The 25002-nt window shown below is 62.2% G+C and carries 33 protein-coding genes; 3 read left to right on the top strand and 30 right to left on the bottom strand.

Features of this window, described 5'->3' with window-relative positions; translation table 11 throughout:
• Positions 1–5 precede the first annotated feature (5 nt).
• Genes MF606_RS09820 through MF606_RS09800 form a run of 6 tightly spaced genes read right to left on the bottom strand, consistent with a single transcriptional unit; the run spans position 6 to position 4028 of the window.
• The gene (locus tag MF606_RS09820) at positions 6–656 is read right to left on the bottom strand and encodes a hypothetical protein (RefSeq protein ID WP_240233622.1); all 651 of its coding nucleotides are present in this window, start codon (positions 654–656) and stop codon (positions 6–8) included.
• Positions 656–2320, bottom strand: a complete 1665-nt coding sequence (locus MF606_RS09815) for a phage tail length tape measure family protein (protein ID WP_240233621.1) — start codon at positions 2318–2320, stop codon at positions 656–658. Before MF606_RS09815 ends, MF606_RS09820 begins: the two co-directional genes overlap by 1 nt.
• Before the next feature lie 12 nt (positions 2321–2332).
• Positions 2333–2608, bottom strand: a complete 276-nt coding sequence (locus tag MF606_RS21710; protein ID WP_420842248.1) for a phage tail assembly chaperone — start codon at positions 2606–2608, stop codon at positions 2333–2335.
• A 59-nt stretch (positions 2609–2667) separates the two neighbouring features.
• Positions 2668–3051 carry a hypothetical protein gene (locus MF606_RS09810; protein ID WP_240233620.1) on the bottom strand — a complete coding sequence of 128 codons (384 nt, stop codon included), beginning with the start codon at positions 3049–3051 and terminating at the stop codon, positions 2668–2670.
• 3 nt (positions 3052–3054) lie between these two features.
• Entirely contained in the window at positions 3055–3576 is a 522-nt protein-coding gene (locus tag MF606_RS09805; RefSeq protein ID WP_240233619.1) for a phage tail protein, read from the bottom strand.
• Between the two features lie 20 nt (positions 3577–3596).
• Positions 3597–4028, bottom strand: a complete 432-nt coding sequence (locus MF606_RS09800) for a phage tail terminator-like protein (RefSeq protein ID WP_240233618.1) — start codon at positions 4026–4028, stop codon at positions 3597–3599.
• A gap of 18 nt (positions 4029–4046) precedes the next feature.
• Between MF606_RS09800 and MF606_RS09795 the strand changes: the two genes are divergently transcribed.
• Positions 4047–4247 carry a hypothetical protein gene (locus MF606_RS09795; protein ID WP_240233617.1) on the top strand — a complete coding sequence of 67 codons (201 nt, stop codon included), beginning with the start codon at positions 4047–4049 and terminating at the stop codon, positions 4245–4247.
• Here the strand turns inward: MF606_RS09795 and MF606_RS09790 are convergent.
• From MF606_RS09790 to MF606_RS09780, 3 genes are read right to left on the bottom strand one after another with little or no spacing between them, the layout of a single operon-like run.
• Positions 4225–4641: an HK97 gp10 family phage protein gene (locus tag MF606_RS09790; RefSeq protein ID WP_240233616.1), complete on the bottom strand. Its 417-nt coding sequence runs from the start codon at positions 4639–4641 to the stop codon at positions 4225–4227. The two genes, MF606_RS09795 and MF606_RS09790, sit on opposite strands and share 23 nt — an antisense overlap.
• Before the next feature lie 12 nt (positions 4642–4653).
• Positions 4654–4890, bottom strand: coding sequence for a hypothetical protein (locus MF606_RS09785; RefSeq protein ID WP_240233615.1), 237 nt, complete (start codon positions 4888–4890; stop codon positions 4654–4656).
• Between the two features lie 54 nt (positions 4891–4944).
• Entirely contained in the window at positions 4945–5976 is a 1032-nt protein-coding gene (locus MF606_RS09780; protein WP_240233614.1) for a head morphogenesis protein, read from the bottom strand.
• Between the two features lie 57 nt (positions 5977–6033).
• Here MF606_RS09780 and MF606_RS09775 point away from each other — a divergent pair, with 57 nt between their 5' ends.
• Entirely contained in the window at positions 6034–6249 is a 216-nt protein-coding gene (locus MF606_RS09775; RefSeq protein ID WP_240233613.1) for a hypothetical protein, read from the top strand.
• Positions 6250–6260: 11 nt separating this feature from the next.
• Here MF606_RS09775 and MF606_RS09770 read toward each other — a convergent pair whose 3' ends face one another.
• The 10 genes from MF606_RS09770 to MF606_RS09725 form a co-directional block, all read right to left on the bottom strand.
• A complete protein-coding gene (locus MF606_RS09770; RefSeq protein WP_240233612.1) occupies positions 6261–6668 on the bottom strand; it encodes a hypothetical protein in 408 nt (135 codons plus the stop codon).
• The gene (locus tag MF606_RS09765) at positions 6658–7113 is read right to left on the bottom strand and encodes a hypothetical protein (protein ID WP_240233611.1); all 456 of its coding nucleotides are present in this window, start codon (positions 7111–7113) and stop codon (positions 6658–6660) included. The genes MF606_RS09770 and MF606_RS09765 overlap by 11 nt, the downstream gene beginning before the upstream one ends.
• 23 nt (positions 7114–7136) lie before the next feature.
• Positions 7137–7481: a hypothetical protein gene (locus MF606_RS09760; protein WP_240233610.1), complete on the bottom strand. Its 345-nt coding sequence runs from the start codon at positions 7479–7481 to the stop codon at positions 7137–7139.
• An 80-nt stretch (positions 7482–7561) separates the two neighbouring features.
• Entirely contained in the window at positions 7562–8653 is a 1092-nt protein-coding gene (locus tag MF606_RS09755; protein WP_240233609.1) for a major capsid protein, read from the bottom strand.
• Between the two features lie 12 nt (positions 8654–8665).
• Positions 8666–9154, bottom strand: a complete 489-nt coding sequence (locus MF606_RS09750) for a hypothetical protein (protein ID WP_240233608.1) — start codon at positions 9152–9154, stop codon at positions 8666–8668.
• Between the two features lie 6 nt (positions 9155–9160).
• Positions 9161–10309 (bottom strand): hypothetical protein, encoded by a 1149-nt coding sequence (locus MF606_RS09745; RefSeq protein ID WP_240233607.1) that lies wholly within the window; start codon positions 10307–10309, stop codon positions 9161–9163.
• A gap of 13 nt (positions 10310–10322) precedes the next feature.
• Complete coding sequence (locus MF606_RS09740) at positions 10323–10709, bottom strand: hypothetical protein (protein WP_240233606.1); 387 nt, start codon at positions 10707–10709, stop codon at positions 10323–10325.
• An 11-nt stretch (positions 10710–10720) separates the two neighbouring features.
• Complete coding sequence (locus MF606_RS09735; protein WP_240233605.1) at positions 10721–12127, bottom strand: anti-CBASS protein Acb1 family protein; 1407 nt, start codon at positions 12125–12127, stop codon at positions 10721–10723.
• A 1-nt stretch (position 12128) separates the two neighbouring features.
• A complete protein-coding gene (gene terL / locus MF606_RS09730; RefSeq protein ID WP_240233604.1) occupies positions 12129–13688 on the bottom strand; it encodes a phage terminase large subunit in 1560 nt (519 codons plus the stop codon).
• Complete coding sequence (locus MF606_RS09725) at positions 13582–13980, bottom strand: hypothetical protein (protein WP_240233603.1); 399 nt, start codon at positions 13978–13980, stop codon at positions 13582–13584. The genes terL and MF606_RS09725 overlap by 107 nt, the downstream gene beginning before the upstream one ends.
• A gap of 421 nt (positions 13981–14401) precedes the next feature.
• On the opposite strand from MF606_RS09725, the gene MF606_RS09720 reads away from it, so the two are divergent.
• Positions 14402–14854 (top strand): DUF4145 domain-containing protein, encoded by a 453-nt coding sequence (locus MF606_RS09720; RefSeq protein ID WP_240233602.1) that lies wholly within the window; start codon positions 14402–14404, stop codon positions 14852–14854.
• Positions 14855–15038: 184 nt separating this feature from the next.
• On the opposite strand, the gene MF606_RS09715 is transcribed toward MF606_RS09720, so the two are convergent.
• The 11 genes from MF606_RS09715 to MF606_RS09665 form a co-directional block, all read right to left on the bottom strand.
• A complete protein-coding gene (locus MF606_RS09715; RefSeq protein WP_240233601.1) occupies positions 15039–15347 on the bottom strand; it encodes a hypothetical protein in 309 nt (102 codons plus the stop codon).
• Positions 15348–16155: 808 nt separating this feature from the next.
• Entirely contained in the window at positions 16156–16824 is a 669-nt protein-coding gene (locus MF606_RS09710) for a hypothetical protein (protein WP_240233600.1), read from the bottom strand.
• Between the two features lie 128 nt (positions 16825–16952).
• The gene (locus MF606_RS09705) at positions 16953–17513 is read right to left on the bottom strand and encodes a hypothetical protein (RefSeq protein ID WP_240233599.1); all 561 of its coding nucleotides are present in this window, start codon (positions 17511–17513) and stop codon (positions 16953–16955) included.
• Positions 17513–17866: a hypothetical protein gene (locus MF606_RS09700; RefSeq protein WP_240233598.1), complete on the bottom strand. Its 354-nt coding sequence runs from the start codon at positions 17864–17866 to the stop codon at positions 17513–17515. Before MF606_RS09700 ends, MF606_RS09705 begins: the two co-directional genes overlap by 1 nt.
• A complete protein-coding gene (locus MF606_RS09695; RefSeq protein ID WP_240233597.1) occupies positions 17863–20250 on the bottom strand; it encodes an AAA family ATPase in 2388 nt (795 codons plus the stop codon). Before MF606_RS09695 ends, MF606_RS09700 begins: the two co-directional genes overlap by 4 nt.
• Entirely contained in the window at positions 20247–20564 is a 318-nt protein-coding gene (locus MF606_RS09690) for a hypothetical protein (RefSeq protein ID WP_240233596.1), read from the bottom strand. The genes MF606_RS09695 and MF606_RS09690 overlap by 4 nt, the downstream gene beginning before the upstream one ends.
• A complete protein-coding gene (locus MF606_RS09685) occupies positions 20561–21106 on the bottom strand; it encodes a GcrA family cell cycle regulator (protein ID WP_240233595.1) in 546 nt (181 codons plus the stop codon). Before MF606_RS09685 ends, MF606_RS09690 begins: the two co-directional genes overlap by 4 nt.
• Positions 21103–21291 carry a hypothetical protein gene (locus MF606_RS09680; RefSeq protein WP_240233594.1) on the bottom strand — a complete coding sequence of 63 codons (189 nt, stop codon included), beginning with the start codon at positions 21289–21291 and terminating at the stop codon, positions 21103–21105. Before MF606_RS09680 ends, MF606_RS09685 begins: the two co-directional genes overlap by 4 nt.
• A complete protein-coding gene (locus tag MF606_RS09675) occupies positions 21284–21970 on the bottom strand; it encodes a hypothetical protein (RefSeq protein ID WP_240233593.1) in 687 nt (228 codons plus the stop codon). Before MF606_RS09675 ends, MF606_RS09680 begins: the two co-directional genes overlap by 8 nt.
• Positions 21967–22776 (bottom strand): hypothetical protein, encoded by an 810-nt coding sequence (locus MF606_RS09670; protein ID WP_240233592.1) that lies wholly within the window; start codon positions 22774–22776, stop codon positions 21967–21969. The genes MF606_RS09675 and MF606_RS09670 overlap by 4 nt, the downstream gene beginning before the upstream one ends.
• Positions 22773–24812 (bottom strand): DNA cytosine methyltransferase, encoded by a 2040-nt coding sequence (locus MF606_RS09665; protein ID WP_240233591.1) that lies wholly within the window; start codon positions 24810–24812, stop codon positions 22773–22775. Before MF606_RS09665 ends, MF606_RS09670 begins: the two co-directional genes overlap by 4 nt.
• Between the last annotated feature and the right edge of the window lie 190 nt (positions 24813–25002).

Genomic DNA, 25002 nt, shown 5'->3' with positions numbered 1-25002 from the left:
GATGATTACCGGGAGTAGGTCTGTTCGGCGCTGAACTTGATGGTCGAGTGCAGCCCTCCCTCCTTGGACAGGAAGGCGGAGCCAGGCTCGATCCTGAACTTGGCGGGCGGTTTGACGATTACGACGTCAGGCGTGCCTGAGATCGACGCCGGAAGCGGCGGCCATACCTCCGTCGCCCCGACCGTGCCGGTGATCGGGTTGGCGGTGCGAGCTTCGGCGAACTGGCCCAGATAAAACCGACTGGTGTCGAACTGGATAGAAAAGTAGGTGCCCAGCGGGATCAAATAGCCCGCAGGGAAGCCGGTGAAGGCCACATGCAGGCGATCCGTGATAACCCCGAGCTTCGGCACGGTAGCGCCGATGATCTGGCCCTTGGGGTCGCTGGATGGATAGGGCAACCGGCTATTGTACAGCAGCACCGTCTTGAGCCCGCCACCACGCGAGTTGATCAACGCCATGATGCCTTCGGCCTCGGCATTAAGCAGTGGCTGAGTGGTGACGTCTGCCTTCCACAACGACGGCGCGCGATCTGCATAGCGGGTTTCGCCGCCACCAGTGGCCGAGCGCTGTTGCTGGGGTCCCTGCACAAAGGTCACATCCTGCACCCGGAACCGGTCGTAAAAGTCCGCGATCGCCAGAGGGTTGGCTAAAGCCATCAGCCAGTCCTCCGGAGCGGATTGCGGTTATGACGCTCGATCGCGTCGGGAAGCTGCCGGCGCAGCTCCTTCGTTACTTCCCGTGCGATTGCCGGGGCGGTCTCAGGACTGGTGCCGCCCGGGACGTTGATCACGTTGTTGATGATCAGGTCGCCACCGTTCTGGTTTGCCGCCATGGCCGTGGATGGGCCATTCGGAATGACCTGCGCGCCGGTGGGCAGCCGAAGCAGCTCTGGGCCCTTCTCACCAACCCAAGACAGCCCTGCCCGGCCCACGGTGCCACCCGAGGCCATGCCGGGTATGCCGAAGATGCCGCTGAAGCCCGAGAACCCACCGGCAACGCCCCAAGTGCCGCCCCCGAACATGCCGCCGAGTGCACCGAGCCCGGCATTCAACAGGCCGTTAAGGCCGTTGTTCAACAGGGTCTCGCCGAACTGCCCCACCTTGTCCATGAGCATGTCGAGCACATTCGAGGCGATGTCTCCGCCCTTCTGAAACGCATCGACTATGCCGGTACCGAGATTGGAGAATGCGGACTTGGCAGCCTCGCCAAACGATTCCGTCCAGTGAACGAGACCGCCCAGCCCCTGATCAACCAGCTTGCCGAAATTGTCGTTTGCCGCCGCCGCTGCGCCCCCAAGTTCCTCGGTTTCCTTGCGAGCGGCAGCTATCGCCTGTGCGCGCTGTCCAATATCGCTCATCCAGTTGCCGAAGTAGTTAGTACCCGCGACCTCTTGCTGGTTCCGCGTCGCGGCATCTGCGAACCCGCCGAGGCTGCCGGCATACGGGTTTGCCAGTCCGCCAAACTCGACCCCACCGAACGTCGGCAACGTCCTCTGGCCCATTGCGGCCAGCCCCTCATTGTACTTGTTGATGAAGCCGTTCAGGAACTCGGCGGCCTTGTTGATCGACCACTCGACACCTTTGACGATGACATTGGCCGTCGTAATCATCACGTCGCCCATCGCTGCCGGCAACATCGACCAGATGGAAATGATGTTCTTGAAGCCGAGGTGGAAGCCACCAATGATCGCGTTGACCGTGATCTCCAGGCCGCTCAGCAGCATGGGGCTGAGCCAACTCCATATTCCTCCAAGCCAATCGAAAGCAGGGCCGAGCAGAGTCCTAATGCCGTCCGCCATGGACTGGAACACGGCCAGAGCAGTATCGAGCATCGACACATTGGCGCCGTCGACGGCGTTGATCTCGTCCGTCATGGCTTGCAGGGCAGCGGAAACAACGCCGATCACGACTGCAAGGGGCCAGAACTTCGTTACCAGCCCGACCGTCAGATCGCTAATCGTCTTGAGGGCTGGCGCGAAACCGCCCTGCAGTATCTGCGAACCCTGCTGCATGGCCACCATGGCCGGGTTCATGCCTGAAGCGAGCGACACAGCAACGTCGTTCAACTGGTAGATCATCATGGTCCGCTGCTGCATGCTCGACCGGATGACGGTGTTCTGAGCCATCAGGGCAGCATTGTGGACTTGAGCAGCCGCAGCGGCGGCCCTGTGGCCCGCAGCCTCTACATTCGTGGCCCCAGCGAGACGCTGAGCAGCAGCAGATGCTTGGCCGGCAGCGCCAGTCAACTGGTGAAGGGTGACCGTGCCCTTCTCGACCTGTGAAGAGTCGACCGCGAGGCCGAGACGCGCGACATCGACCATTGCTGTACCTCGTCAAAACAGGGCGTCGAATAGTTCAGGGGTGAGCAGACGTCCGGATGTCGCTGCGTCGGGGGGCGGAGCATTGCCCTTGTCACGAACAGCAGCGAGGAACGCCGCGTCCATGGCTCGGAGCACCCGCCATTCATCGCTACGGGGCGCACAGCGGGTCAGGGACGCCCATTCGGCCATATCCCGCCATGACAGCGCCATGGGGCCGTTAAGCCCGTCCTGACGCCCCTGCGACAATTCCACGAACCAGCGCCAGAGGTATTCCTGCCCCCATGGCACGATTGGATCGAAACTCGGGGCAAGGACGGCAGATCGAACAACGCCGCAAAGTTCGTCCGTCAGCTCCGCGTAAAATTTGCGATGTTGCGCGCAGCCCCCGCGATCTGAGCATAGAGCCAGCCTTCCTTGGTCAGGATGGCCTTGATTGTCGCCGGATCGCTGTCGGGCACCTTGCCGTCATAGGTGTTGGCGCCCCAATCCCATGAAGCGACATAAGAGACGGCCTGGTCGATCTCATTGGCCTCGACTGCCTCGGCATGGATAAGCTTGCGCTTTTGCTGCTTGACCAGGATGTCGTCGGTCTGCTTGCGCACGACCTCCATGGCCGCATCAGAGCCGGCTGAGCGCACCTTGATCGTGATGCCCATCGGCTTTCCCGTGGCGGGGTGCTCGACATCGAGCTCGAAAAGCTGCTCGGTGGAGACAAGGCCGGAGATTTCCATGCGTTAGCCTCCAACCGGGCCGCCAGTGCCAGCGGCGGGCACGCGGACGCTGTTCTTGAACTTGACCAGGTCGACGGTCATCATGCCCATGGTGTTGGCCTCGCCGCCCTGTTCCACAGGCTCTTTCACGTACGCCGCGAAGAGACGGATGCTGCCGTGGGGAGTGGCACCGGTGGGCGCATCTGGGAACTCGATCAGGAACGCGCGGAGCTTCTTATCCCCGGCCGCTGCATACAGCGCGATCTGGCCGGGATCAGCCGGCAGCACCCCGAAGGTATTCGACATGACCCCAGGGTTCTTTGTTCCCATCTGAACGTCGTCGTATTCCTCGTTGAGAAAGGCCTGTGTGATCGTTGCCTGGTCCCCGCCCAACGACCCCATGGTGCTCCACTTGCCAATGGCTCCCCAATCTTCGTCGGTGATTGCTGGAAAGTCCGCAGCGTCGAACAGACCATCGACTGGCGGCACGAGCACATCGGCGTGCATATAGATTTTCCGGCCCGCGACCGGGAAGGACTGGCTCATTGGAAGCTCCTGTTGAGGTTTTAGGCCCAGCACTCGAAGGGGATGAGCAGAGGCACGACCACGCCGGGCGGCGTGGTTTCGATAAGCGCCGAACCCGGTGACGGGTCGGAAGTGATGCGGACCACAATCCCGCCACCGAATGCGTTGGACAGCTTCAGGTCAGCTGGGAAATGTGCAGCGACCGCGCCTGCAATGTCGTCGATGCGCGTGCCCTGGTTCAGGGCGTCACGGACATTGACCTGCAGGAAGCCGAGACGCTGATGCGGCTCGTTGCTGCCGATGAACACGCGGCCGACGGTGTTCGGCACGACCTTCGGCTCGAGATATCGGTTTCCAGCCGGCGGCGTAAACGACAGGTTCGGCCAAGCCACGGGATGGACCGGAGCAAGCACCAGCGTTGCCAGCCGGGCAAACAAGGCTTCTTTGATCGCCCCTTCCACGGTTGTGGCCATGCTGATACCTTTCGGCCAATGGCCAAGAAACTGAACGACACCGAAGTGTGGGACCGCCTGCACGCCGCGCTCGAAGCGCTTGGCGAGGATGATGGCCTGACCACGGCCGGCGGTACGGCTATCCGATCAGCCCGCCGAACCCTGATCCTGCTGCAAATGGCCGTCCTGAAGTCTCAGGAAGCCGAGCAGGAGCCGTTCATGGGCCAAGACGAGACCTGACCTCGGACGCCTGCTCATTGACGATCTGTTGCCAGCGCTGCGCCACCATGGCCACCCATGGACGCCCCGCCCGACCGTTTGCCCCATAGTGGATGTAGGCACCATAGTTGGCCGTGTAGCCGAGGTAGATTGTGTCGCCGATATCGGCGCCTGCGATCACCAGCGAAATTTCCCCGACGTCAACGTTGAAAGCCCCTGCCCCTGGATTGTCCAGCGACATGACCGGCATGGCCGCAGTCGAAGCCCGAAGGCTGGATCGCAAGAAGCCGGTATCGACAGGAGTGAGCGCCGTCAGTTGAGAAACGAGCTCCTGAGCGGACTCTTGAAAGATCAGCAGCTCGGCGCCCTGGACCTTGCGAGCCCATTCGGCCACCTCTGCTTCAAAGGTGGCCATGGCGCTTGTCGTTTAGCCAGCGGAACCTTTCCACTCGGGATAGCAATAGATCAGTTCCATCTGCCCCGAAGGTGTTATGAATTCGTAGAAGCAACCATTCACCTCGTCATAGTATAGCGCTCGACCGCCATTTTCCTTGATGGTCAGAACCTGAATATCGTCCGACCATTTGAACTCTGGCTTCAACCGCACCAAGCTCTTGGCACGCTCCACTATCTCGTCACTTGCAGGTACAATTTTGTCGCTCATATCGGACGTCCTCCACTTTGCTGGCTCTATGTGGAGGCCAGTCTGTGAGGAGCGTCAAGCCGCGCGTCGGGCTATGAATTGGCCGGTATAGTCGACGCGGTACTCGGTGTGGCACCTGCAGCCCGATGTCTCGCCGATCGGCGCCGACGGATCGCCCGGATACTGCAACGTCACGCCCGATGGGCTCTGGAAGCCCTCATAGTAGCCCGCAGCCCGACCGTTCAGCGCCCGATGCGTATGCCGCACCCGGCTATCGCCGGCCGTGCGCCAGGTCTTGGTCACGAAGGACGCATCCACCTTGCCCGACAGGATCGCCTGACGCATGGCGTCATCGCGAGCTTTGCCGATGGCCGCCATGGTTTCGGAACGCGACAGCATTTCCCCGCGCAGATCGAGCAGCCGGTCGCTGTAGCGCCCGATGATGCGATCGATCATGGCCCGGTCTAGGCCCTTACCCGACTTGATCGCGGCAAGGATGGTCCGGTCGAACCGACGATCCCGACGCTCGCGCGCCAGATAGGCCCGCAGATTGCCAGAAACAAGCTCCTGACGGGCGGAAGCGACGAAGCGCTCCTGTGGCCCAGTCAGCCCAATAATGCCGCCCTCGCGTTTGCCTGTGACACGCGACACGCGGCCCACGACATCCAGAGCAGTGCGGCGCGGGTTATCGCCGCGCGCCAGCCCCTCGCTCAGCGCCAAGCGGATGCTCTGCTGCTGATCCCCGACGATCCGCGTGACCATCGTAGCCGAGTGCTCGGCCAGCCATGCCTCGGCTTCAGGATTGCGCACACCGAACCGGAACACGATGCGCTGGCCTTGCGGATCGCACAGCTTCAGTCCGTTCGCCAAGTCAACGCCGCCGGCATTGTAAGCCTCGGCGAATGCGAGCTCGAAAGCGCCGAACGCCTCGCGCTCGATGCCCAGTACCTCAATTGCGCCGGCCACGTCGCCGCGCTCCAAGCGCTCGATCAGCAGCTTCAGCGTCACCTGGCTGCGGATATCGACAATGGCGTCGAGGAATGCGGCCTTCAGGATCGGCTCGTATTTGTCGAGCAACTGGTCGAATGGAGTGCGGTTCGATGCCATTGGTTTCCGCCAATCTCTATGCGACCTTGCCGCTGTTCAGTCTCAGGAGAATCAAGCATGGCGCTATCCGTAACGCCTCAGGTCACCTTCAATCAGATCGTCGGTAAGCGCTCAGCCAGCGTCATGTTTCGCGACAACACCCGCCCTGCTGACGCTAGGTTGGTAGTCAGCTTCGACGATCCTCCGAATCCGGATGAAACCAACGCTTCCGAGAATGCCCGGGTGACGGCGAAGGCAATCCAGATGCTTAAGGATTTGGCCGCCGCGCTCTAAGGAGTCTGCGCTTAGCCGGCCAGGTCGATCTCATAGAGGATGGCGATCCCAGCCGGCGCCAACGGCCTCACGGCCATGATCTCTTCGAACACCGTGTCGTCTGTCACGTCGGCAACCCCAACGCCAACCGCGATGGTCCAGTCATCACTGGGCACAACACCAGTTGCCGAGCACATCAACGTCCGCACGGTCTGCCCGATCAGCGTGCCGTTGACGTCCTTCAATTCGCGGGTGTCCTGAACGACAACGAGCTCGGCATAGGTCGGCAAGTCGCTTGGCGGCTCCCATGGGTTGGCCGGCGGTCCACCTGGCGGGATGCGCAGCGTTGCCGGATATCCGCCTGGCTGACTTGTGTCGGCAACAGAGCGCAGAGCATCAGTGACCTCGGCTGCGATACTGGACCAGTCCTCAGGCAACATCGCACGACCTCGGGCCCACCGATCGGAACATGAAGCCCGCGGCATCAGGATCGCTGACATACGGCCAGAACAGCGCGTCGATCAGCGTCGAGACGGGCATCGAGGCGTAGACGCCGGAGGATTCCCCGACGACGGTCCACTTGATGCCCTTCACTTCGGTCAAGACCTTCTGTTCTGCCGCGGTATAGGTCTTGCTGAAGAAGCCGGGCGTCTTGAGTTCGATCGAGGCGGCGATATAGGCAGCCTCCTCGACCAGAGGCATATCCGAACCGGGCGGCACGAAGTCGATGCCATAGCCAGGCAGGAAGTTCGGCACGTAGCGGAGCCGGATCATGTCCGACCCACGCACCAGCGCAGCCGTCGCAGCCTCATTGGTGGCGTCCGTGGGGGCGCTATCGCCCCGCGCCAGGGCGTAGGCGCGGAAGCCTGCAAGTGATCCGTACATGACTTTCTCTGGGGCTTGGGGACTTACTGAGCGCCAGCGGCGTCTTCAGCAGCGGCAAGCTCGGTCAGCTTGGCGACGATGGCTTCCTTGTTGGCGTCAGTCGGTACCTTGTCGCCCAGGAATTTGGCGGCCATGGCCTTGGCCTTGTTCGGATGAACGCCCTCGGCGGAGAACAGCGCGAGCGCTTCCTTGGCCGTCGAGGGTTCGGTCACGGTGTTGTTGACCGGCGTCTTATCCTTGCCATCGGCGAGGACCCGATAGCGCCCGGCCCAGGCGGTGGGCTCGCTTTTCACGGTCAGTTCGGTGCCGACAGCGATAGCCTTGCCCTCAGCGTTGAAGATGCCGGGCTGTGTGATCTCAATGCGCATGGAGCGCTCCTTTGGGTTGGAGATGGGCACATAAAAAGGGCTGGGATTGCTCCCAGCCCTTCAAAGCGACCACCGGCCGATTAGTCGACGTCGGTCGAGTAGAACACGCCGGCCTTGCCGTTCCAGTCGGAGCGAATATCGAGGCCCATCGCGCCCATGACGAGGAAGTTGTAGTCGTCCACCGGGTTGAGGCGGACGGCAGCAGTGGTGTTGACCGCCATGCCGACGAGCGGGCGGATGTAGTTCGAGTTCGGCACGAAGCCGAAGAACTGGTTGCCGGAGAGCTTCCAGGTGACCTTGATCGACTTGATGCGACGGTTGGTCAGGAGGAAGTCCATAATGCGGCCGCCCTTGAAGCCGGCAGAGCCGGAATACTGGCGATCCCAGTTGCGGGCGATCTCGGGCGAGATGTAGAGGTTCACCGCCTCGGTGATCAGGTTGGCGTCCAGCATGGCGCCGAAGGCACCGGTGAAGAACGCATCGATCTGGTCGGCCGTGGTCGAGGACGAGGACAGATCGATGTTAGCACCGCCGCCGGCCGAGCCCAGATTGATGGCCTTGGACGCCGGATGGTTGCGGATGCCGTAGCCGACAGAGCCCTGGAAGGTGATGGTGGTGTCACCATCAAGGGCATAACTGGCCATGTCCTCGCGGATCGCGGCGGTGTGCGATTCCTGATCGTCCGACAGAGCGTCGAAGTTCTCACTCTGCAGCGTGTTCCATTCACGCCAAGAACGGCCGTAGCCAGTGTTGAAGATCGGCACGAGGGTCTGGCGATAGTCGTAGTCGGTCTTGCCGAGCACTTCCGGCACCTGGCCGGAGAGCGAACGACGTACCGTGCCGGCATCGCTGGACACGCGGTAGCCAAAGGCGATCTTGCCGATATTGACCGGTCGAGCGAGCGCCATCAGGTCAGCCATATAGGCCTGGCCTTCGTCGTCGCGCATAACGCGGCGGGTGATGGTGTCCATTTCCAGCCAGGCATCACGCGGAAGGACCGCCGCCGAGTTGGCCAGCATCGTCGAGCCGAGTGCGGCGGCCATCGCCTCACGGTGATTGCCGATCAGGGCATCTTCCGCGAGGTGGAAGGTTTCACGCTGCATGCCGACTTCGCCCCACCAGGAGGCGTGAGGGCGGGAATTACCCACCAGTTGGGTATCAAAGTAGCGCATCTGGTCGCCCCCTTACGATGCGGCCGACAGATAGCTCGCCGAGGCCGCGGGGCGGATACGGAGAAGCTGATCAGTGCCGGTGTTGTTGTTGTAGATCTCGTCGCTGTAGGCGACGATCAGGTCGGAGGTTGCCGCGATACCCAGCATGCCATTGGCTGCGGGGGTGAGAGGCGTGCCGACGGCGGTGATGTTCACGCCAGTGGCGATGCGGGCGGCGTAGTGGGTATCGTCCTCAAGCTCGAGGCCGAGGACACGATCGCCACGAACTTCGGGCGGGCCAGCGGCATAGGCAGCATAGGACGTATCGACGCCCTTCTGAGCCAGGTAGTTCTCCTCGGCCAGCCAGACCTTACCGACGGTGGTTGCTCCTGCCGGCACGAAGCGGCCAGACGACAGGACGATGAGTGTGCCGGGCTTGATAGCGGCGCCGGCTTCTGCTTCGCGAGCCTGAGGGTCATTGCGACGAGCAGGCCCGAGGTGAATGCGGGAATAGCGGCCCATGGTGGGTTACTCCTTCTTGTCGCCGGCAGGCAGCTTGAAGCCACCGCCTTCAGCGGTTTTGCCGACCGCGGCGTTGAGCGGCGCGGCCTTGCCCGGCACGGTCTTGGGCGCCAGGGCGCGCAGGGTGTTGAGCGGGGTTGCCTTCGCCGTGGCTTCATCGAGCAGGTTGGCCTTAACCACCTTCTCGACCAGGCCAGCGTGCTCGGCATCCTCGGTCGCCTTGGCATTGGCGACAGCCGTTGCATTGGCATCGACCAGCGGCCTGATGGCCGTGGTGATGGCATTCCCGATGGCCGTAGCCAGCGCATCGGGCTTCATCGCTTCCGAGAGGGCGTCAACCTTCTTGGAAAGCGCGTCGAACTGGACCTGGTCCATATCGTCGTCCTTCATGGTGTTGGTGGGGGTTGCCCGCTCGGAGAGGCCGACGGCCTCAAGCAATGCGGCTTTGATGCGATCCCATGTCCCGATGCTTTCGCGACGGCGGAGCGCTTCGACTAGGCGGGTGCCCGCCCAGTCGATCTCGCGGTCAGCCTCTTCCACGAGCGTGGAGTTGACGACCTCGATTTCTTCCTCCTGACCGGAGGAGTTGACCAGCATGCCGACGCCCTTCTCTGGGCTAGCAGCGCCTTGCTCGTTCAGGAGGATGGCGTCGTGGTCGAAGATCATGGAGCGGGCGACGTGCTTGTGCTTCGACGACGCGTCATTGACCGCTTCCAGCGTGCACAGCAGGCCCGTAGAGGTGTGGATTGGGCCGCCGGCCTCGATGGCAGCCAGAACGGCCTTACCGCCTGCGCTGCGGTTCGCCACCTCGACGTCTATGACTTTGTCCAGCAGGACACGCCCGCCTTCCTGACGAACGTTCTCGTTCCACGCCCCAATGTGGCCGATATTGATGCCCTCGGGATCGCTGGCGCTGACAAACTTGCCATTGATGGTCGGGTGCCCGAGTGGCGCAGGCGTGCGTTCCAGTCCCTTGAACGACTTCTTGATCTCATCGGCCGGGTACAGGATCGGGCCGAGACTGCCGTTCATGACGATGTCGTCGGGCAGCGTGGCGCTCGGCACAATGATCACGTCACGGCCATTGCGCTTCTCTTTGCGCACAGCCTTAGCGTTCGCGACCGAGGTCACGTTGACACGAATTGTCTTTGTCACTGGATTGCTCCGGTTATTCGGCAGGGGGCAGCATCTGCCCAAGATCAGGCGCACCGAGTACGCTGATCTGATACATGCGCAGCGCCTGACGCATCACGCCGATGGCACTCAAGTCCTGCCGGCGCGAAAGGTCATTGATCGCGGCGACCTCCTCATCCGTGAAGTCGAAAGTCAGAGGCAACGGGGCTTCACAAGACAGCTCCATGTGCGGGAATCCGGTGATACCACCGAGAAACCGCTGCGCATCAAGGCAGTCCTGCGCCTCTTCCGGGCTTGCGTGGTCATGTTCGCATCCGGCGTAGAAGCCGCCACCTTCGTCGCTTTCCGCACACAGGCGCCAAAGACCAGAGGGGTTGCCACACGTATCCTTGCGTTGAAGGGGCTGCACGAACCAAGCCATAAGGGTTTCCTTTATTCCTCGCCCGCAGGCTCATTGCCGGGCTTGGGGAGCCCATGGGCGGCGTCTTCGTCTTCATCCGAGATATGGTCGCGGACAGCCTCAGACGGGCTCAGCGGCTCGCGCCCAGTTTCCTTGCGCATCTCTTCCGGCGTGAACACCAGTTCCCCAGTGTCCTTCATCTTGTCGTTGACGTTGGCCATGCGCTCGACGCGCTCCAGCACCTCGTTAGGGCCGGGATTGACCAGGCTTGCCCAGTCCACAAACCAGTCCTTCTTGGGCAGCATGCCGAAGGTCACGAGGCGCCCCACCAGCACCATGATGTTGGGCACGGCGATGTTCTTGCGGCGGGACATGTTGAAGAGCGCCCAGTCCTCATTGTCCTCCGACGAGGCGCGCTCACCGGTCTGGTTGCCCACCAGCACCTTGAGAGGCATCGACACCGAGGCCGCAAACGACTGCAGGGTAATGCCGAAGAAATGCTCCGGACTGGGCAACGTGACGCCGAGCGTCTTTGCCTGCATGCCCATGACCATCAGCATCTGGTCGAAGCCCTTTTGATAGGCTTCCACCTGCTCGTCCATCTTGTTGGCCAGTTCCTCGCCGTTGGCGGCGCCCATGGCCTTCATCATCTGGTCGAGCTTGGCGTCCTTGTCGATCTCGAAGACCGGCGCAGACTTGGCGTTCTTCCAGAACCCCTCGCCCCCGGCACCGACGATCTTCTCCATGGTCAGGAGGTCGTTGTAGCCCGGCTCCAGCGCACTCTCGCCGTGCACGGTGCCATCTTCGGACCAGATGACAACACGGTCAGGATGGACCGAGAAGGCCCTGTGGTTGGCCTTCCCGGTGGCTACATTGGCCTCGTTGAACTGGAACATCTTCGGCTGACCATAGGTCTCCGAAGTCTCGTCATCGTCCCACTGGGAGACCGTTAGCTGGCCTTCCCATGCAGGGATGATTTCGACCAGCCCTTCAAGGCCGCCGGGCACGCGATCGACGGGCTCTGCAAACTTCTTGCTGTCGGCCAGGCGCAGGATCACCGCGGCATACTTGCCGACCATGCTGCGACCGTCTGCCTTGGCCAGGTTCTGCCAGAGGCGGAGCTTGTCGAAGTGGATGCGGATTTGCTCTTCGAGCGTCGTCTCGTCCGTAGTGCCGCCTTGGCTGCCGTCGCGCTCCTTTTCGAGGAGGAACGGGTTATCCTGCCAAGTCTTCGCCACGGTTTTCTTGATCGCCGCACGGGCGATGCCGTTGCGTCGATAGGTACCGTGGAGCTGGGTGAAATCCAGGACGACGGGAAAGCCGTAGTCAGCGTAGTGATTGTGCTTGGCACCACCGAACCAGCCCGGAAAGAAACCGGGGAACATGGACGACAGGCTGCGTGTGGCATTGTTCGCCACCAGCCGGAGCGGATTGTTCATGTCAACTCCGGTTTCTGGTGGTCATGAACATCATCACCTGTGGCGGCTCGACCAATGCGAGCTCATTCAGGGCATCGGCGAAGGCATCGACCTGGTCGTCGAACTGAGCATTGGGGAACGAGCACACCTCCTCGAGGAAGGTGTCGTTCCAAGGCCCTTTGACCAGCTTCACGTTGCCAGCTTCCGCCTGCGCTGATGCAGGCTTGGCGCGGGTGGCCTTGTCACCCGTAGGACGCTCTGTCGTGACCGCATAACCAGCCAGCAGCTTGATCTTTGTCGCTGCATCGGCCTTGCCGGCGGCGCCAGGGTCTTCAGGCAATCGGATGCGCACGTCCTGCCCATCCTGCGTTGCCGTGTTCTTCAGATTCTTCTCGACATCGCCGGGCGACCACCGGTCGCGCTTCACGTCCCTGACATAGAAAATGCCATCGACGTATTTCATCCGCAGGCCGACAGTCCAGTCAGGCGACCGACCAGGCACTGCCTTCGATGCCGCGAAGTCCCACGCCCTGCATTCCTGCCCGCCTGCTGGCACGGCATCGACGATCTCGAAGTCGCCGCGCTGGAACATGCCCCCCGATCGGGGCGCCGGCCGCTGCTGGTACTGCCCTGAATAGGCGTATGAGCCCTTGGCCTTCTTGAGCCGATCGATCTCCTGGGCCGGGAAACGCTCGGGAAAGAGCAATTCGCCCTCGACCGTGCGCGGATCCTCGAAGAACAGTTCGCCCTTCACATAGGTTCGGCACGCCCTGTCGGGCTCGAACTCCATGGGCAGGTTCAGATGAGTGAACCCGATGTCCAATTGCATGGCCACGGCAGCGATGTCCTGCTCGTGCAGGCGCTGCATGATGATTACAATCGCCGACGTCGTGACGTCGTTCAGTCGATCCGAGATACCCTCTCGGAAGATGCGGACCGCAGTATCGCGCTCGGTGTCGCTCTCCGCTGTCTCGGTCGAGTGCGGATCGTCTATCTTTACCCGGTCGCCACGCCCGCCGGTCATAGAACTGAACGGCCGGGCCTCGCTGAACCCGTTGCCGGTGTTCTCGAACTTGCCCTTGGCGTTTTGGTCGTCGCGCAGTTTGAGCGGCCAGAGGGCCTGGTACTTGTCGCTCTCGATCAGCCGGCGCAGCTTGACGTTGTCGCGCAGCACGTTGGGCTGGCTATACGAAGTGGCCAGCACCTGAATGTCCGAGCGCCCCAGCGGCCCCCACTCCCATGCGGTCCAGAAGACCAGCAGCAGGGATTTCATCATCCCCGGCGGCACGGTCATCAACAGGAACTGGATCAGCCCCTCGCTCACCGCTGTGAGATGCCGGCACATGGCCAGCAATGCCCATCCGAACTTCAGCTCGCGCTTCGGCTCGAGGATGGACCAGAATTCTTCGATGAAGCCATCCAGGGTCTGGCACCGGGCCTTGATGCGTTCGGCATCGACCGCGATGCGCTGCCGCTCAGCCTCCTTCGCCCGCCTCTCCTTCTCCGCCCTGATCTGCTTCAGCATCGTCGCCGGCGGCACCGGCAAGCGGACCGAAGAGAGCTTCGAGGCGGTTGAGGTCATCGTCGCTCATGTTGGTCAGGTCGACGGTTGGTATCGGGCCGCCACCAGGGCCAGCCACTTCATGAGACTGCTTCGGCTTGCCATACCCCCGATCGAGGATGGCGTTTGCAGCTGCGACACGGGCGCTTTCGCTCTCGCCTTTCTGGGCGACGGAGACGAGCACGTTGAGCGCCGTGGTCGTGTAGGCACGGGCCAGCTCGCTCAGTGTAGCCTTCGCTTGCTTGGTCGCGCGAGACTTACCGCCTTGCGGTCTACCCGCCCCCGGACGTATCCCGCCCCGGTTTGATTTCATTTGATTTCCGATTGATAATTAAGGGTATGAGCCCGAAGTCAATTGTCATCTACGTCGCCGCGGCGGTGGCCCTATTCATCTTGATTTCCGCGTTGACCAGCGGAGGCTCTTGGGAGCTGGGCTATCTCTAGCCCAATGTCGCGCTCTTGCCCTTTGCCAGCGCCTAGGCGAAGGCTTCATGACCAGGGTTTGGGAGGACGGGCATTTGACTGGTATCACCGCAAAGATCGATAAAAACCGCAACCACCAGACTATCTTGGGACCGGAGCTTGCTGGCGTTGGGCGGTGCCCACATTGCGGTGTAAAAGACCCGCGGATGGAACTTGAGTGGTCCAGCTCATCTCCCACAATACGAGCCGATGGCAAGCAATCGTTCTATTGGGCGGCCTATAGGTGCGCGACATGCGGTTCGATAACCGCCGTGAAGGCCAAGCCTATCTCCAATGAAAAGTTCAGTGTGCTTGAACTGTTTCCTCATGCAAAATCCGCGCACGATGATCTCCCCCTGCGGGTGCGAACCTACCTGCAGCAGGCGTACGATACCCTGCATTCACCCGACGCGGCGGCAGTGATGGCCGGGAGCGCAGTGGACGCGATGCTAAAGGAACGGGGTCTCGAGGACGGGAGCTTGTACAAGCGCATCGACCAAGCCCTCAAGGCCAACATTCTCACCCAAGGGATGGCAGACTGGGCGCATGAGGTGCGCCTCGGGTCTAACCGCCCACGCCATTCGGACGCCGAGAACCCGCACGTCTCGCCAGCCGAAGCGCAACAGGCGGTGGACTTTGCAGAAGCCCTAGGCAATTTCATGTTCGTTCTGACAGCTCGAATCGAGCGCGGGATAGTAGAGGCCAAGGGCGCCGATGCGGATTAGGCCGCAGCCTTCAACGCCGCATTATGATATTCTGAGGCGGGCCGGGCGCCCATCTGCCCGACTGCTGGGTTGCTGCCGTTCGGCAGAGGCAAACCGCCAATGATGCCTGCTGATCGAGACCGCCTCAGCGGTCCGGATCAACAGGCCGAGCGCGTAAGCGCCCGACCGAGGATCAATAAATGGGTTAGGTCAGGCAGCGGCCGGGGTCTTCGTGCTGGCGATGGCCGGCAAAGTCGAGGACAGACGAAATGGAATTCTCGCAGGACCAAGCGGCAACGTCCTGGTCGCCGCCCATAATATGCACGGCAGAGGCAACGTCGACGGCCATCGCAGCGCAGGAAGGCGCGGCGATATCGAGGCCATAGTCGGCGGTCGCTGGCTGGGAGAGGTCGAGGACACAGATGTTGGGCGCCGGATCGGCCATGGCTACAGGCGCGAAGGCCAGCATGCCAAGGGCGAGCAGAGCGGCACCCACAAACGCACGAATGTGCATGGGGCAGTCCTTTCAGGATGGTGGAGAGCTTGGGCCATCTGGCCCCGTTCAGTGACAGCAATCTCAGGCTATCAATCGCAGGGGCACTATTCGCCGATTTGCTGCCAAGCAGCAAACGGGGGCTAGAGTCCGTCTCGGGCCAAACTATTTTCGAGATGAAGAACCCCTGACAAGTCTATGCGAAGTCATCCGAAATTCGCACCGTGATTATCTGCTCGATCCTCGCCAACACCAAATCCGCATAAATCGTGTTGACTGCCGATCTCTCCTGACGCATCTATCTCGTCAACGGTCCTAGACCGCCAGGCGATTGTGCCGCCCACGACAGGAGTAGTCACCAATGGCCCCAGTGCCAGCCCGCGCCTCGGCGCATCATCCCCACATCCTCAGTCTCCCACCACGGCTTGCCGGCATGGCCTCCCTTGCCATGACAGCGACATTCACGGCCGGGCTTCTCCTCGGCCTATTGATCGAGCCACCACCATCTGTGCAGCGCTGTGGAAGCGCGCCGGATGCCATCGGTTGCTTGATCCTCTCCCTCGACTAGCCGCGGGACCGAGACTATGACCATGTGGACGCATGCGCGTGGGCCACCATGCGAAGGAGATCGCCTTGCCACCAGTCGGCGGGAACACTTATCGGTTTACGAGACTGACGCCGGCGGAGTTCTCCGCCGCTCTAGAGACCCACCAGCTTTCGCCGAACCAGTTTCGGCGAATTTATGGGCCAGGAAGCGCCACGGTGGCAAAGTGGCTAGATGGGGTCGAGGATATACCACCATGGGTCGCGGCTGTTGTCGCGACCTGGTCTATACCGAGCGTTCTTGAGGCGGCCCGGGAAGAGGCTGAACGTCGTCTTCTCGAGTAGCGCTATCGGTGCCACGCAGAGCCTCTTCCCACCATTTCGGTGCGTTGGGGTCTGGCTTCGGCATTCGCTTCCACAAGAAGCCCTCCCACTGAATGCGTTCTTCCGGCTCAAAGCCGCCAATTCGAATGGTCTCTTCGATATATGCCTGCAGCCATGCCGATGCCTCTTTGGCGACCTCTATGGCCAAACGCCCGTCGTATGGGCCTCCCTGCAGTCGCAGCTCTTTGTCAGCCATCATTGCAGAAAGCAGCGATGGCAGGTCCTTGCCCTCATTGGACGGGTCTTGGATCATCGCTTCATACGCCGAGAACTGGTATTCCTTGAGGACATTGTGGCGCTCTCGGTCGATAAAGTACCAAAATATGGGGTGATCCGCTTTTGTCTTCCCGAGATGGTCATATCGCGACTTAAGAGCGTCGCGAAGTTCCGTCGAAAAGCAACTTTTTGCATCTACCCTCATCAGGTGAATTGACGTCTTCATGACTGCGCAAATGCCCGCCCACTGGATCTTCCAGTTTGAGAGCGAAATCTTCTGCTCGCCAAGCGTTGCGATCGCTCGGTCCGCATCTCCCCAAGCTCGATAGCAGCTCAGGTAATGCTTCACCTCCATGGTGAAGCTTCGAGTTCCATCGGGTAGCAATATGGCCTCCGCGTGTGGCTACCACCATTCTACCTCAGAATCACCGAGTCGCACGGATGTGGCCGACCGACCACAGATTCTCGCACTGCCCTGCAGAATCAGACCCGATCCACCCTTGCCGCATTCAAAGACTTGGCGATCTGCTCGGCGGCCCCCAGCACGTAGCGATGGAACGTCCGCGGCGGCAATCCCGCCGATGCCGCAATCTCTTTCATGGTCCGCTTCTCCGAGCCTAGGCGGCGTCCCGCCACCTGCCTGCCCCATGCCTCGAAGCTCTCTCGCGTGACACTGTTGGCGATGATACCCGATGTCCATGGCCCAACCTTGGCGCTGCCGTGGAACGAGCCGCCGCATAGGACGAACGTCGCCCATTCGATCTGCTCCGGCGTGTACCTTACCCGGACCTTGTTACCCCGCTGCGGCATGATGATGTGCTGCGCACGGCCTCGTCGGTCCTTGACCCTGCTGTCCAAGCCGTAACGATCCGCCTGACCGGCGATGTCGTCGGCTGTATAGATGGCCCCATAGTTCGATCTTGCCAACGCAGGGCCATCACCAGGTACGGTGCGCTCGATGACGATCAGCGCCTCGACGTAGGCAGCTTTGACGGCTTCAGGCGTCCATAACTCAACATTGGAAGCGGCTTCAACAACGGCCATCAGTCGTACCTTCCGTCTGTCACGGCGTCGTAGAGGTCATCGAGCACCAGGCCCGAGGCGATCATGCGGTAGAGCAATTGGTGAACCGTCAGCCCGCGCTCGTCGGCGTGGCGCTGCAGAATGTCCCGCTGCCAATATTCGAAGCTCACCGGCACCACAGTCATGCGTGCACCGGGGCTGGGCAGATCGGCGCCTTGGATCATGGTGCGAACCGTCGCCGGGCCAGTGCCGTCGCCCAGCAGCTCGGCGATCTTGACCGAGGACAGGCCCTGTCCGTGATGGAAGCCGAGACGGATATTCCATGTAGCGGTGCGACGCGGTTCGAACATGTGTGGCTGGCGAATGAAGCTCAAAACGGCACGTCCTCTTCCTTGAGTTCCTTCATGACGGCTGGTGATATGCCGGCGCCGGGTTTCTCGACCGGCTTTGGCTGGCGCGGTGGTCGATCGCTCTTGCCGGTCCACCAAATCAACCCGGTGTCGTTGTGGCGCTCGACATAGCCGTGGGCGACCAGGCGCTTGCCAGCGGCACCGACCTGAGTGCTGAATTCCTTCTTCCGCTTCTCGACCTCGTGCTCGGGCGCGGTGAAGGGCCATTTGTTCCATAGCCGGGCGGCAAAGGCCTTGTACTGGACGACACGTTTGCCGCGCGGGACGCCTGTCACGCCCAACGGGGCGTCCTCGCCCTCGATGTCGATGGAGTCGCGCAGCGTCTGTAGGAACAGCGTTTGGTTGAGGGACAGCTTGCCCTCTGCGACCAGGGCCTCGTCGTCACCATTGGGTCGGTCGACCACGCAGGTGGTGCGCGGCTTGCCGTTCTCTTCCTCACCCAGCACGATCTGGCGCAGGACGAAGCGCATCGGGTGACCGCCCTCCCCGTCCTTGTTTTTGTCCAGCGAGACGGTGCGTATCTGTCGGCCGTTGCCGTCCCTGATTTCGAGCTTGGTCACGTTGAGGACGTTGGATGCGTCGCCCATGAGCGATGTATGCCCCCGCATGTCGCCCTGCTTTGACTTGTGCATTGGTACCAGCACGGCGCAGTCCAGCGCTTCCGATATCCGCTCGAGGCGAGAGAGCACGCGACCCATGTCCTGGCCGGCGTTCTCGTTGGCGCCGGTGATTGCCTTGTTGAAGGTGTCGATGATCATCAACCGGACGGGCTGCTCGTAGTACTCGGACCAGGCCTTACCCTCTTCGATCAGGTCGTCGGTGTCCTTGTCGTCGACGAACAGGTTGACCTTTCGCGGTAGAACCTTGAATGGCACTTCGGCCGATGGTGGCACGTCCCGGTCGAGCAGCCAGCCGTCGATGCGCTTGGTCACACCCTCCTTGCCCTCGCCTGCCTGGTACAGCACGAGCCCCGGCTTCACCTGCATTCCCCAGAAGTCGCGGTTCAGGGCGATGCACATGCCCATTTCGAGAGTGAGGAAAGTCTTTGCGGATCCGGAGGCGCCGGGCATCATTGCGACGCCGCGGCGATCGAGAAAGCCGTCGATCAGGAACTCATGCTTCAGGTGTGGCTGGTGAAGCTGGTCGAGGCCGATCGCGCCAAATTTGGACTGTGGTGGTCGTGGTCGCCATGGCGGGCAATGGTCGATCAGCGCCTGTAACTGCTCAATGGTCCCGCCCGCAGCGATCCACTCAAAAATATCGCCTTTCAGCGGCAGGCCCGGCAGTTCGAGCAGGCCCACGAAGGCGGCCTTCTTCCGCGCCATTGCACAGAATTGCTCGGCATGATCCTTGCCCTTGAACGAGGGCCGCCCGTCGGGGTGGAACACGAGCTCGCCGTCATTGTCCCGGCGCTGCGGGTCATTGTCCGGAGAAGCCACGACGCGGGCACCGCGAAATATCGCAATTATGCTCTCATCGAAGTTTTCCCCGCCGCCGCTGTTGCAGGTCGCCGGCTGGCCGAGCGCCCATGACGCGTCAACGGCCTTCTCGCCTTCCAGAAATAGGATGGTCCGGCCCTGCTCAATGGCAAGTTCGACCTCCGTCCGGCGGTAGATGCCGTGCGGGACATCATCCTTGAGTGTCAGGCGCTCGCCGCTGCCCCATTCGGCTAGGACGGTTTCGTCGAGCTTGCGCCAGTCTTCCCCCGCCCTGCGGCGCATGAAGGTGCCGGCCTTGAGCCCCCATACCCACGAACCATCCGGGAGGCCCGATGGTCGGCGCTGGCGAAAGTCCTTGTCCGGCTTTCCAGAGTCCGGGTCCAACTCCCATGACCCGTCCGGCATTTTGAACTGGATGCGGACGTTCTGGTATTGCACCACCCCGTCGATCTCATAGTCATAGGCCTTGAATATCGTCCATTGCCCCTCGCGCTTGCGCTTGGGCCCCTTCGGCTCCTTGGCTGGGCGTTGGCTCGCCTTTGCGGGCGGAAGCGCTGGACGAGGCGCGCCGGCGGTTTGCTGGGCATTTGGCTGGTCGGTGTCGATGCCCGCCATTCCGGCCACGACCTTCACGGCCTCAACGAACGAGATGCCGCTGATCTGGACGAGAAAGTCGAACACATCGCCGGCCGAATCCGAGCAGACGAAACACTTGTAGATGCCTTCCTGATCCAGAACGTGGAAGCTCGGGTCGCGCTCAGCATGGAATGGGCAGCAGGCCCAGAGGTCACCACGACCTGGCTGCGACTTGCCATTATCCCAGCTCACATATTGGCTCACCACCTCCGAGATCGGCACAGCGTCGCGGATACGGTCAAGGAGAGCGTCGGGGAAACGTAGATCGCTCACGCTGCAACCGCCTCCGGCTTCCGCGCGAGCTCGATGTCGACCAGCACCATGATGGCGTCGAAAGCCGACCGATCCTTGCGCCTCAATTCCATGACCTTGCCAAACTGATCTGGGTCCGCCGCAACGGCCATGACCGCCTTGCTGGCCAGGTCGAGTGCGGCAACATCATCCTGCTTCGATGCGAAGATCGCCCTCTTGTCGGGATGGAGCATGGGATCGTCCATCTTCGACCGTGGCCAGTCGGATTCGATCTCACGCTTGCAGCGATCGACGGCTTCAGAGGCGCGGACCAACTTGGCTTGGCGTGGGGTCACCGACGCACCTCCGACTTGGCGGTGTGTTCTGGGCAGTATGGACCGGCATGACGGCTCTTCCGGCATCCGCAGAAGCCGAATCCCGGCTCGCCAGGGTCGCCGAACGGCCAGCGGCACGTGCGATCTGTCAGGTCGAGCAGACCGATCAACTGGCGGTCGGTGGGGACGGCATCGCCGAGACCGTCGACGCGCGGTTGGCCAAGCACCGCTGCCATGCCCTCTTCGACCGAAAGGCCGTCCTTGCGGGCCTGGGCCAGTTTGAAAGCAAGGCCGCCATTTTCATTTGCGGCCTTGCGCTTCGCGGCGATGAAGTTCGCCTTGGGCCGGCCCTTGTTGCCGTGAGGACGCGTTGACCCCGTAGTGGAAGCGCGTGCGGGGAGCTTCAGTCGCGTCACCTTGCCAATGACCGCCGATCGGGACAGCCCTCCACCGAGTTCTCTGGCGATCTCCGAACAGGACGCACCCTCTGCCCACCGATTGCGGAGCAGGCTCACTGCATCATCGGTCCAGTCAAATAGTCTGGTCTGCTGTGCTGCGGTCATTGGCCCATCTCCTTTGCTTTCTGGACGAGGTCGGCCATGCAGGCAGACGCCGGCCGTCCGCGCAGGTATTCAGCCACGACCTGAACGGTGGTGTTGGCGATGGCCTCGTTGCGCTTGTGCTTTCCGGCCGTGCGCTGACGGAGGCGGTCATGGTCGGCGCGGGAAGTGATCTGAAGGTCAGGCATTGGCCGCCTCCGCAAACAACTCGTGCTGGCGAGCGTCCTTCCGGTCCAGCATTCGCAGGACGGTTTCGCCCTGGTACTGCTTGTCCCAAACGAACCAGGCATTGAGCATCGGAGGGGCGCCCTGCCCGGTGAAGTCGATCTTCCACCTCATCAGGTAGACACGTGCCGGCGGATACTCCGCCCAGAATGGCGCAAGACCACCAGCACCGGGCCAGCCCCAATTCATCAGCAATGCCATATACTCGAGGCCCAGCACGTCGAGGCCGTGCTTCAGCCAGCAGGCCTTGCCATTGCCCCAGCCGCATTCACTGAAGGGTGGGTTCTGAACGGTTGCGAGCGATGGCGCGCGGCGGAAGCCGTAATAGTCTGAGACGGGAAGGCCTACGCCACGGTCAACGAGATCCGAGGGGATCACCTTGAAGCCGACCGCCTCCATTTCGCGGACGAGCGCGCCATCGCCGGCTGATGGCTCCCAGATCGCATCAAAGTCACGAAGACGTTTGCCTTCTGCGTGCAGCAGGGCGCGGATGGGTTCGGCCGGCGTGGGGTAGAAGTCGTCCTTCTCCCGCTCCAGACCGTCGCCTGATTTGGCGAGCGTTCCGTCGAGCAGTTGCACGACCGTCGGTTTGCTGGTTTTCCCTGTGGCGCGGAACAGGCCGCGTGCAGATGGTGCGGTCATGCCTTACCTCCCAGCCGTGCCTTGCGCGCAGCTGCATCAGCCTTCAGCCGGGCTTCGATGGAGCCCGCTGGCTGGTTTGGGAGGATGTTGGCTGGTGTGGGCGCTGGAACCGACTCAACGTCCTGCCCTGCCTCTTCCTTGCGGACGGTAGCGAGTACCGCGCTGACAATGCCGGGGTTTGCGCCGAGCTCATTGGCGATCATTCGCGCGGTGTGTGTTGGGTGCTGCCGATATCGTGTCCGGATGCGCTCTTTCAGGGTGAACCCGGATGGCGCCGGCAGCGGCTTGGCTTTCGCCTTCTCCCTTGGTGGATCTGGCATGACGCGCGTGGTCGGTACGTCAAGGTCCATCTCGCGGACTGCCGCGGTGACATAGCTGTGCGACTTGCCGAGGCGCGCGGCGAGTTCGGGCCTGGTGAGTTCTGGCTCGGATTGATGGAGCGAGCGCAGCTGATCGCGGAAGGATGCCGGAGCGGCAGGCGATTGCTCGCCCACCGACTTACCCGTTTCAACGATGATCGCCTTCTCCGCCTCTTCAAGATCGGCATCGACGGCAGCCTGAGGATGTGGGGCCCGGTCTACGGCGCCATCGGCACCGGGCAGCGATGTGGGACGTTCGTCGGCGACGTCGGAGGCGTCGGCAACGATGTGCGCCTGCACAGCCGGTGTTGAGGTCGGCCGTGGTTCTGGAATGAGTAGAGCGAGGATGTCGGAGACCTCGCAGGATTCGTCTGCCGCAATCAGGTGCAGCACGCCCATGGAGCGGTTGCGGATGCGGCTGGAGTGGGTGGTAGAAAGGATGGTCATGCTGCGGCCCTCTCGGATGGTGCCGAAGAAGCGAATAGCCAGCCTTGGTCATTGTTGACGACCAGGCGGGGCTTCGGCCGATAGTTCTGGCGGAACAGCGCGTAGGCCATGTCGGGGCAGACCGAATTGCCGATCTTGTGGCGCTGGTCGGTCTCGGTCAGAAAGCCGCCATTGTAGGGCGCGGCCAGGATGTAGGTTTCGCGGAAGCCTTGGGCGCGGGCGAGCTCGCGGGGCGTCAGCATCCGCATGCCAATATCGATGATGATGTATTGGACGCCACGAATGGTCAGCGTCACGAACTCGCGGTCATCCCAACAATCGTATTTGCGAAGGAAGGCGGCGACCTTGCGAGCGCTGTCGAGTTGGGCGTCGGTCAGCGGTAGCGCCCCTGCCTCCGCCTCGACATGCGAGAACCGATCCTTCGTGGTCACGGTGTGGACCGAGTCGGTGACCGGCGTGTCCTGGTCGACGCCATAGTAGGCTTGGAGGAACGGCATCACGACGCCTGTGTGCTGGCCTTGGGCCGTCGCGGCGGTTGCCGGGACTTCGACTGACGAGGCGCGGCGATCGCTACCCTTCATCGAAATCATGTGAGCCGAGACGACTTGCGATTTCCCGCCTCCGCCTGCCGTCACTGTGCCGTTGGATTCGGTCGCGTCGTGACCGACCGACTTGCCGAACTGGCGGCCCAGGTAGACCGACACTGCCTGCTGTTGCGAACCTTCGACCGTGAGGGTGGAAAGCGGCTCATCAGCGGCGCGGCCGATCGGTGCGCGGGAGCCGCCGTTGTGCTGGGCGATGTAGACCGCTGCGACCTGGTTGGTGTCCTTGGTGCTCGCTGCAATGGTGTGCGCTGGCTCAGTTGCCGGGCGGCTGCGTCCGCCCTGCTGGCCATGAGAAAGGAAGGGCGCGATGGTCGCCTCGACCTCGCTCAGCCCTGCCCCTCCCGCCGTTATGGTGTGCGTCGGCTCGTCCGCTCCGGTGAAGGGCTTGGCGGCGTTCCGCATGGTCATCAGATGCGGCACGACCAGGCCGTGGGCGTCACGCGCCCTGGTGACGGTGTCGAAGCTCTCGCCGATACCCTGCCCTCTGAAGCCTGTCCCGCTGTGGTTGCAGAGCACGACAAAGGCATCGTCGCCCTTGTCGATCACATAGCGCTTGGTGCCCTTGGCGATCCGCTCTTCGCTGTTGAATGCCAGCGGGCGAATGATCTTGATGCCGGTGGCCTTGGTGTAGGCCTTGGCCTCTTCCTTGGTCATCAGGATCGACGGGCACGGACGGTCGAAGTCGAGGATATCGGCAGCGACGGGCCATGCTTGCTTCGAGCCGTTCGCCACGGCTTCGGACTTCGGATCGGCATGGGTCTCAGCAGGCCAGAAGATCGGCTCGCCGTCGCATCGCATCATGATGTAGAGGCGCTTGCGAATGGTCGGAGCACCGAAGAAGTTCGCCCGCAGCACGCGCCACTCCACGCGGTAGCCGAGGCGACGGAACCGAGCGACCCAGCGTTTAAATTCCTTGCCCTTCAGGTTCTTGTCGGGGCGGCTGGTCGGATCGAGGTCGCACCAGTCCTGAAACTCCTCGACGTTCTCCATGTAGATTTCGCGCGGCCGCACCTGGTCGGCCCAATGGGCGACAACCCATGCGAGGGATCGAACGGACTTGCTGACTGGAGCTCCACCCTTGGCCTTGCTGAAGCCGCGGCAGTCCGGCGATGCCCAGAGAGCCCCAACCGCAATGCCGCCAGTGACCGTGAGCGGATCGGCGGTCCAGATGTCGGCCGTGAGGTGCATCGTCCGCGGGTGGTTCGCAGCGTGCATCGCTATCGCCTTCGGATCATGGTTGATCGCGATATCGACGGCGCACCGATGATCTTCCGGTAGCTGGCCAGCCAAGCGCATGTCGCGCATGGCCATCTCCATGCCTTCGCTCGCTCCGCCACCACCGGCAAAGCAGTCGATCACCAGCTCGTGCGTCGTGTCGAAGCCGTGGGCATCGGCGAAAGACAAGAAGGAGTCGTGGAGGATCGCGTTCATTTGGCGACTTCCAATGCGGTGGGGCGACGAGCGGGGCGCGAGTAGGAGATGCACGGCGGTGACTCGTGCAGAATCTCGACTGAGAGCCCTGCGGCGACGGCCACAGCGGCATCAATCGCGGGTTCGCTCCATCCATTCGGCATCTGCTTCATGGGAACTGGTTCGAGGTCGCAGTGGATCAAGAGACTGA

This window comes from Devosia lacusdianchii, assembly GCF_022429625.1.
In the GTDB taxonomy this organism is placed as follows: Bacteria; Pseudomonadota; Alphaproteobacteria; order Rhizobiales; family Devosiaceae; genus Devosia; species Devosia lacusdianchii.
The sequence above is the reverse complement of the archived record's forward strand: the minus strand, read 5'-3'. Positions and strand labels throughout refer to the sequence as shown.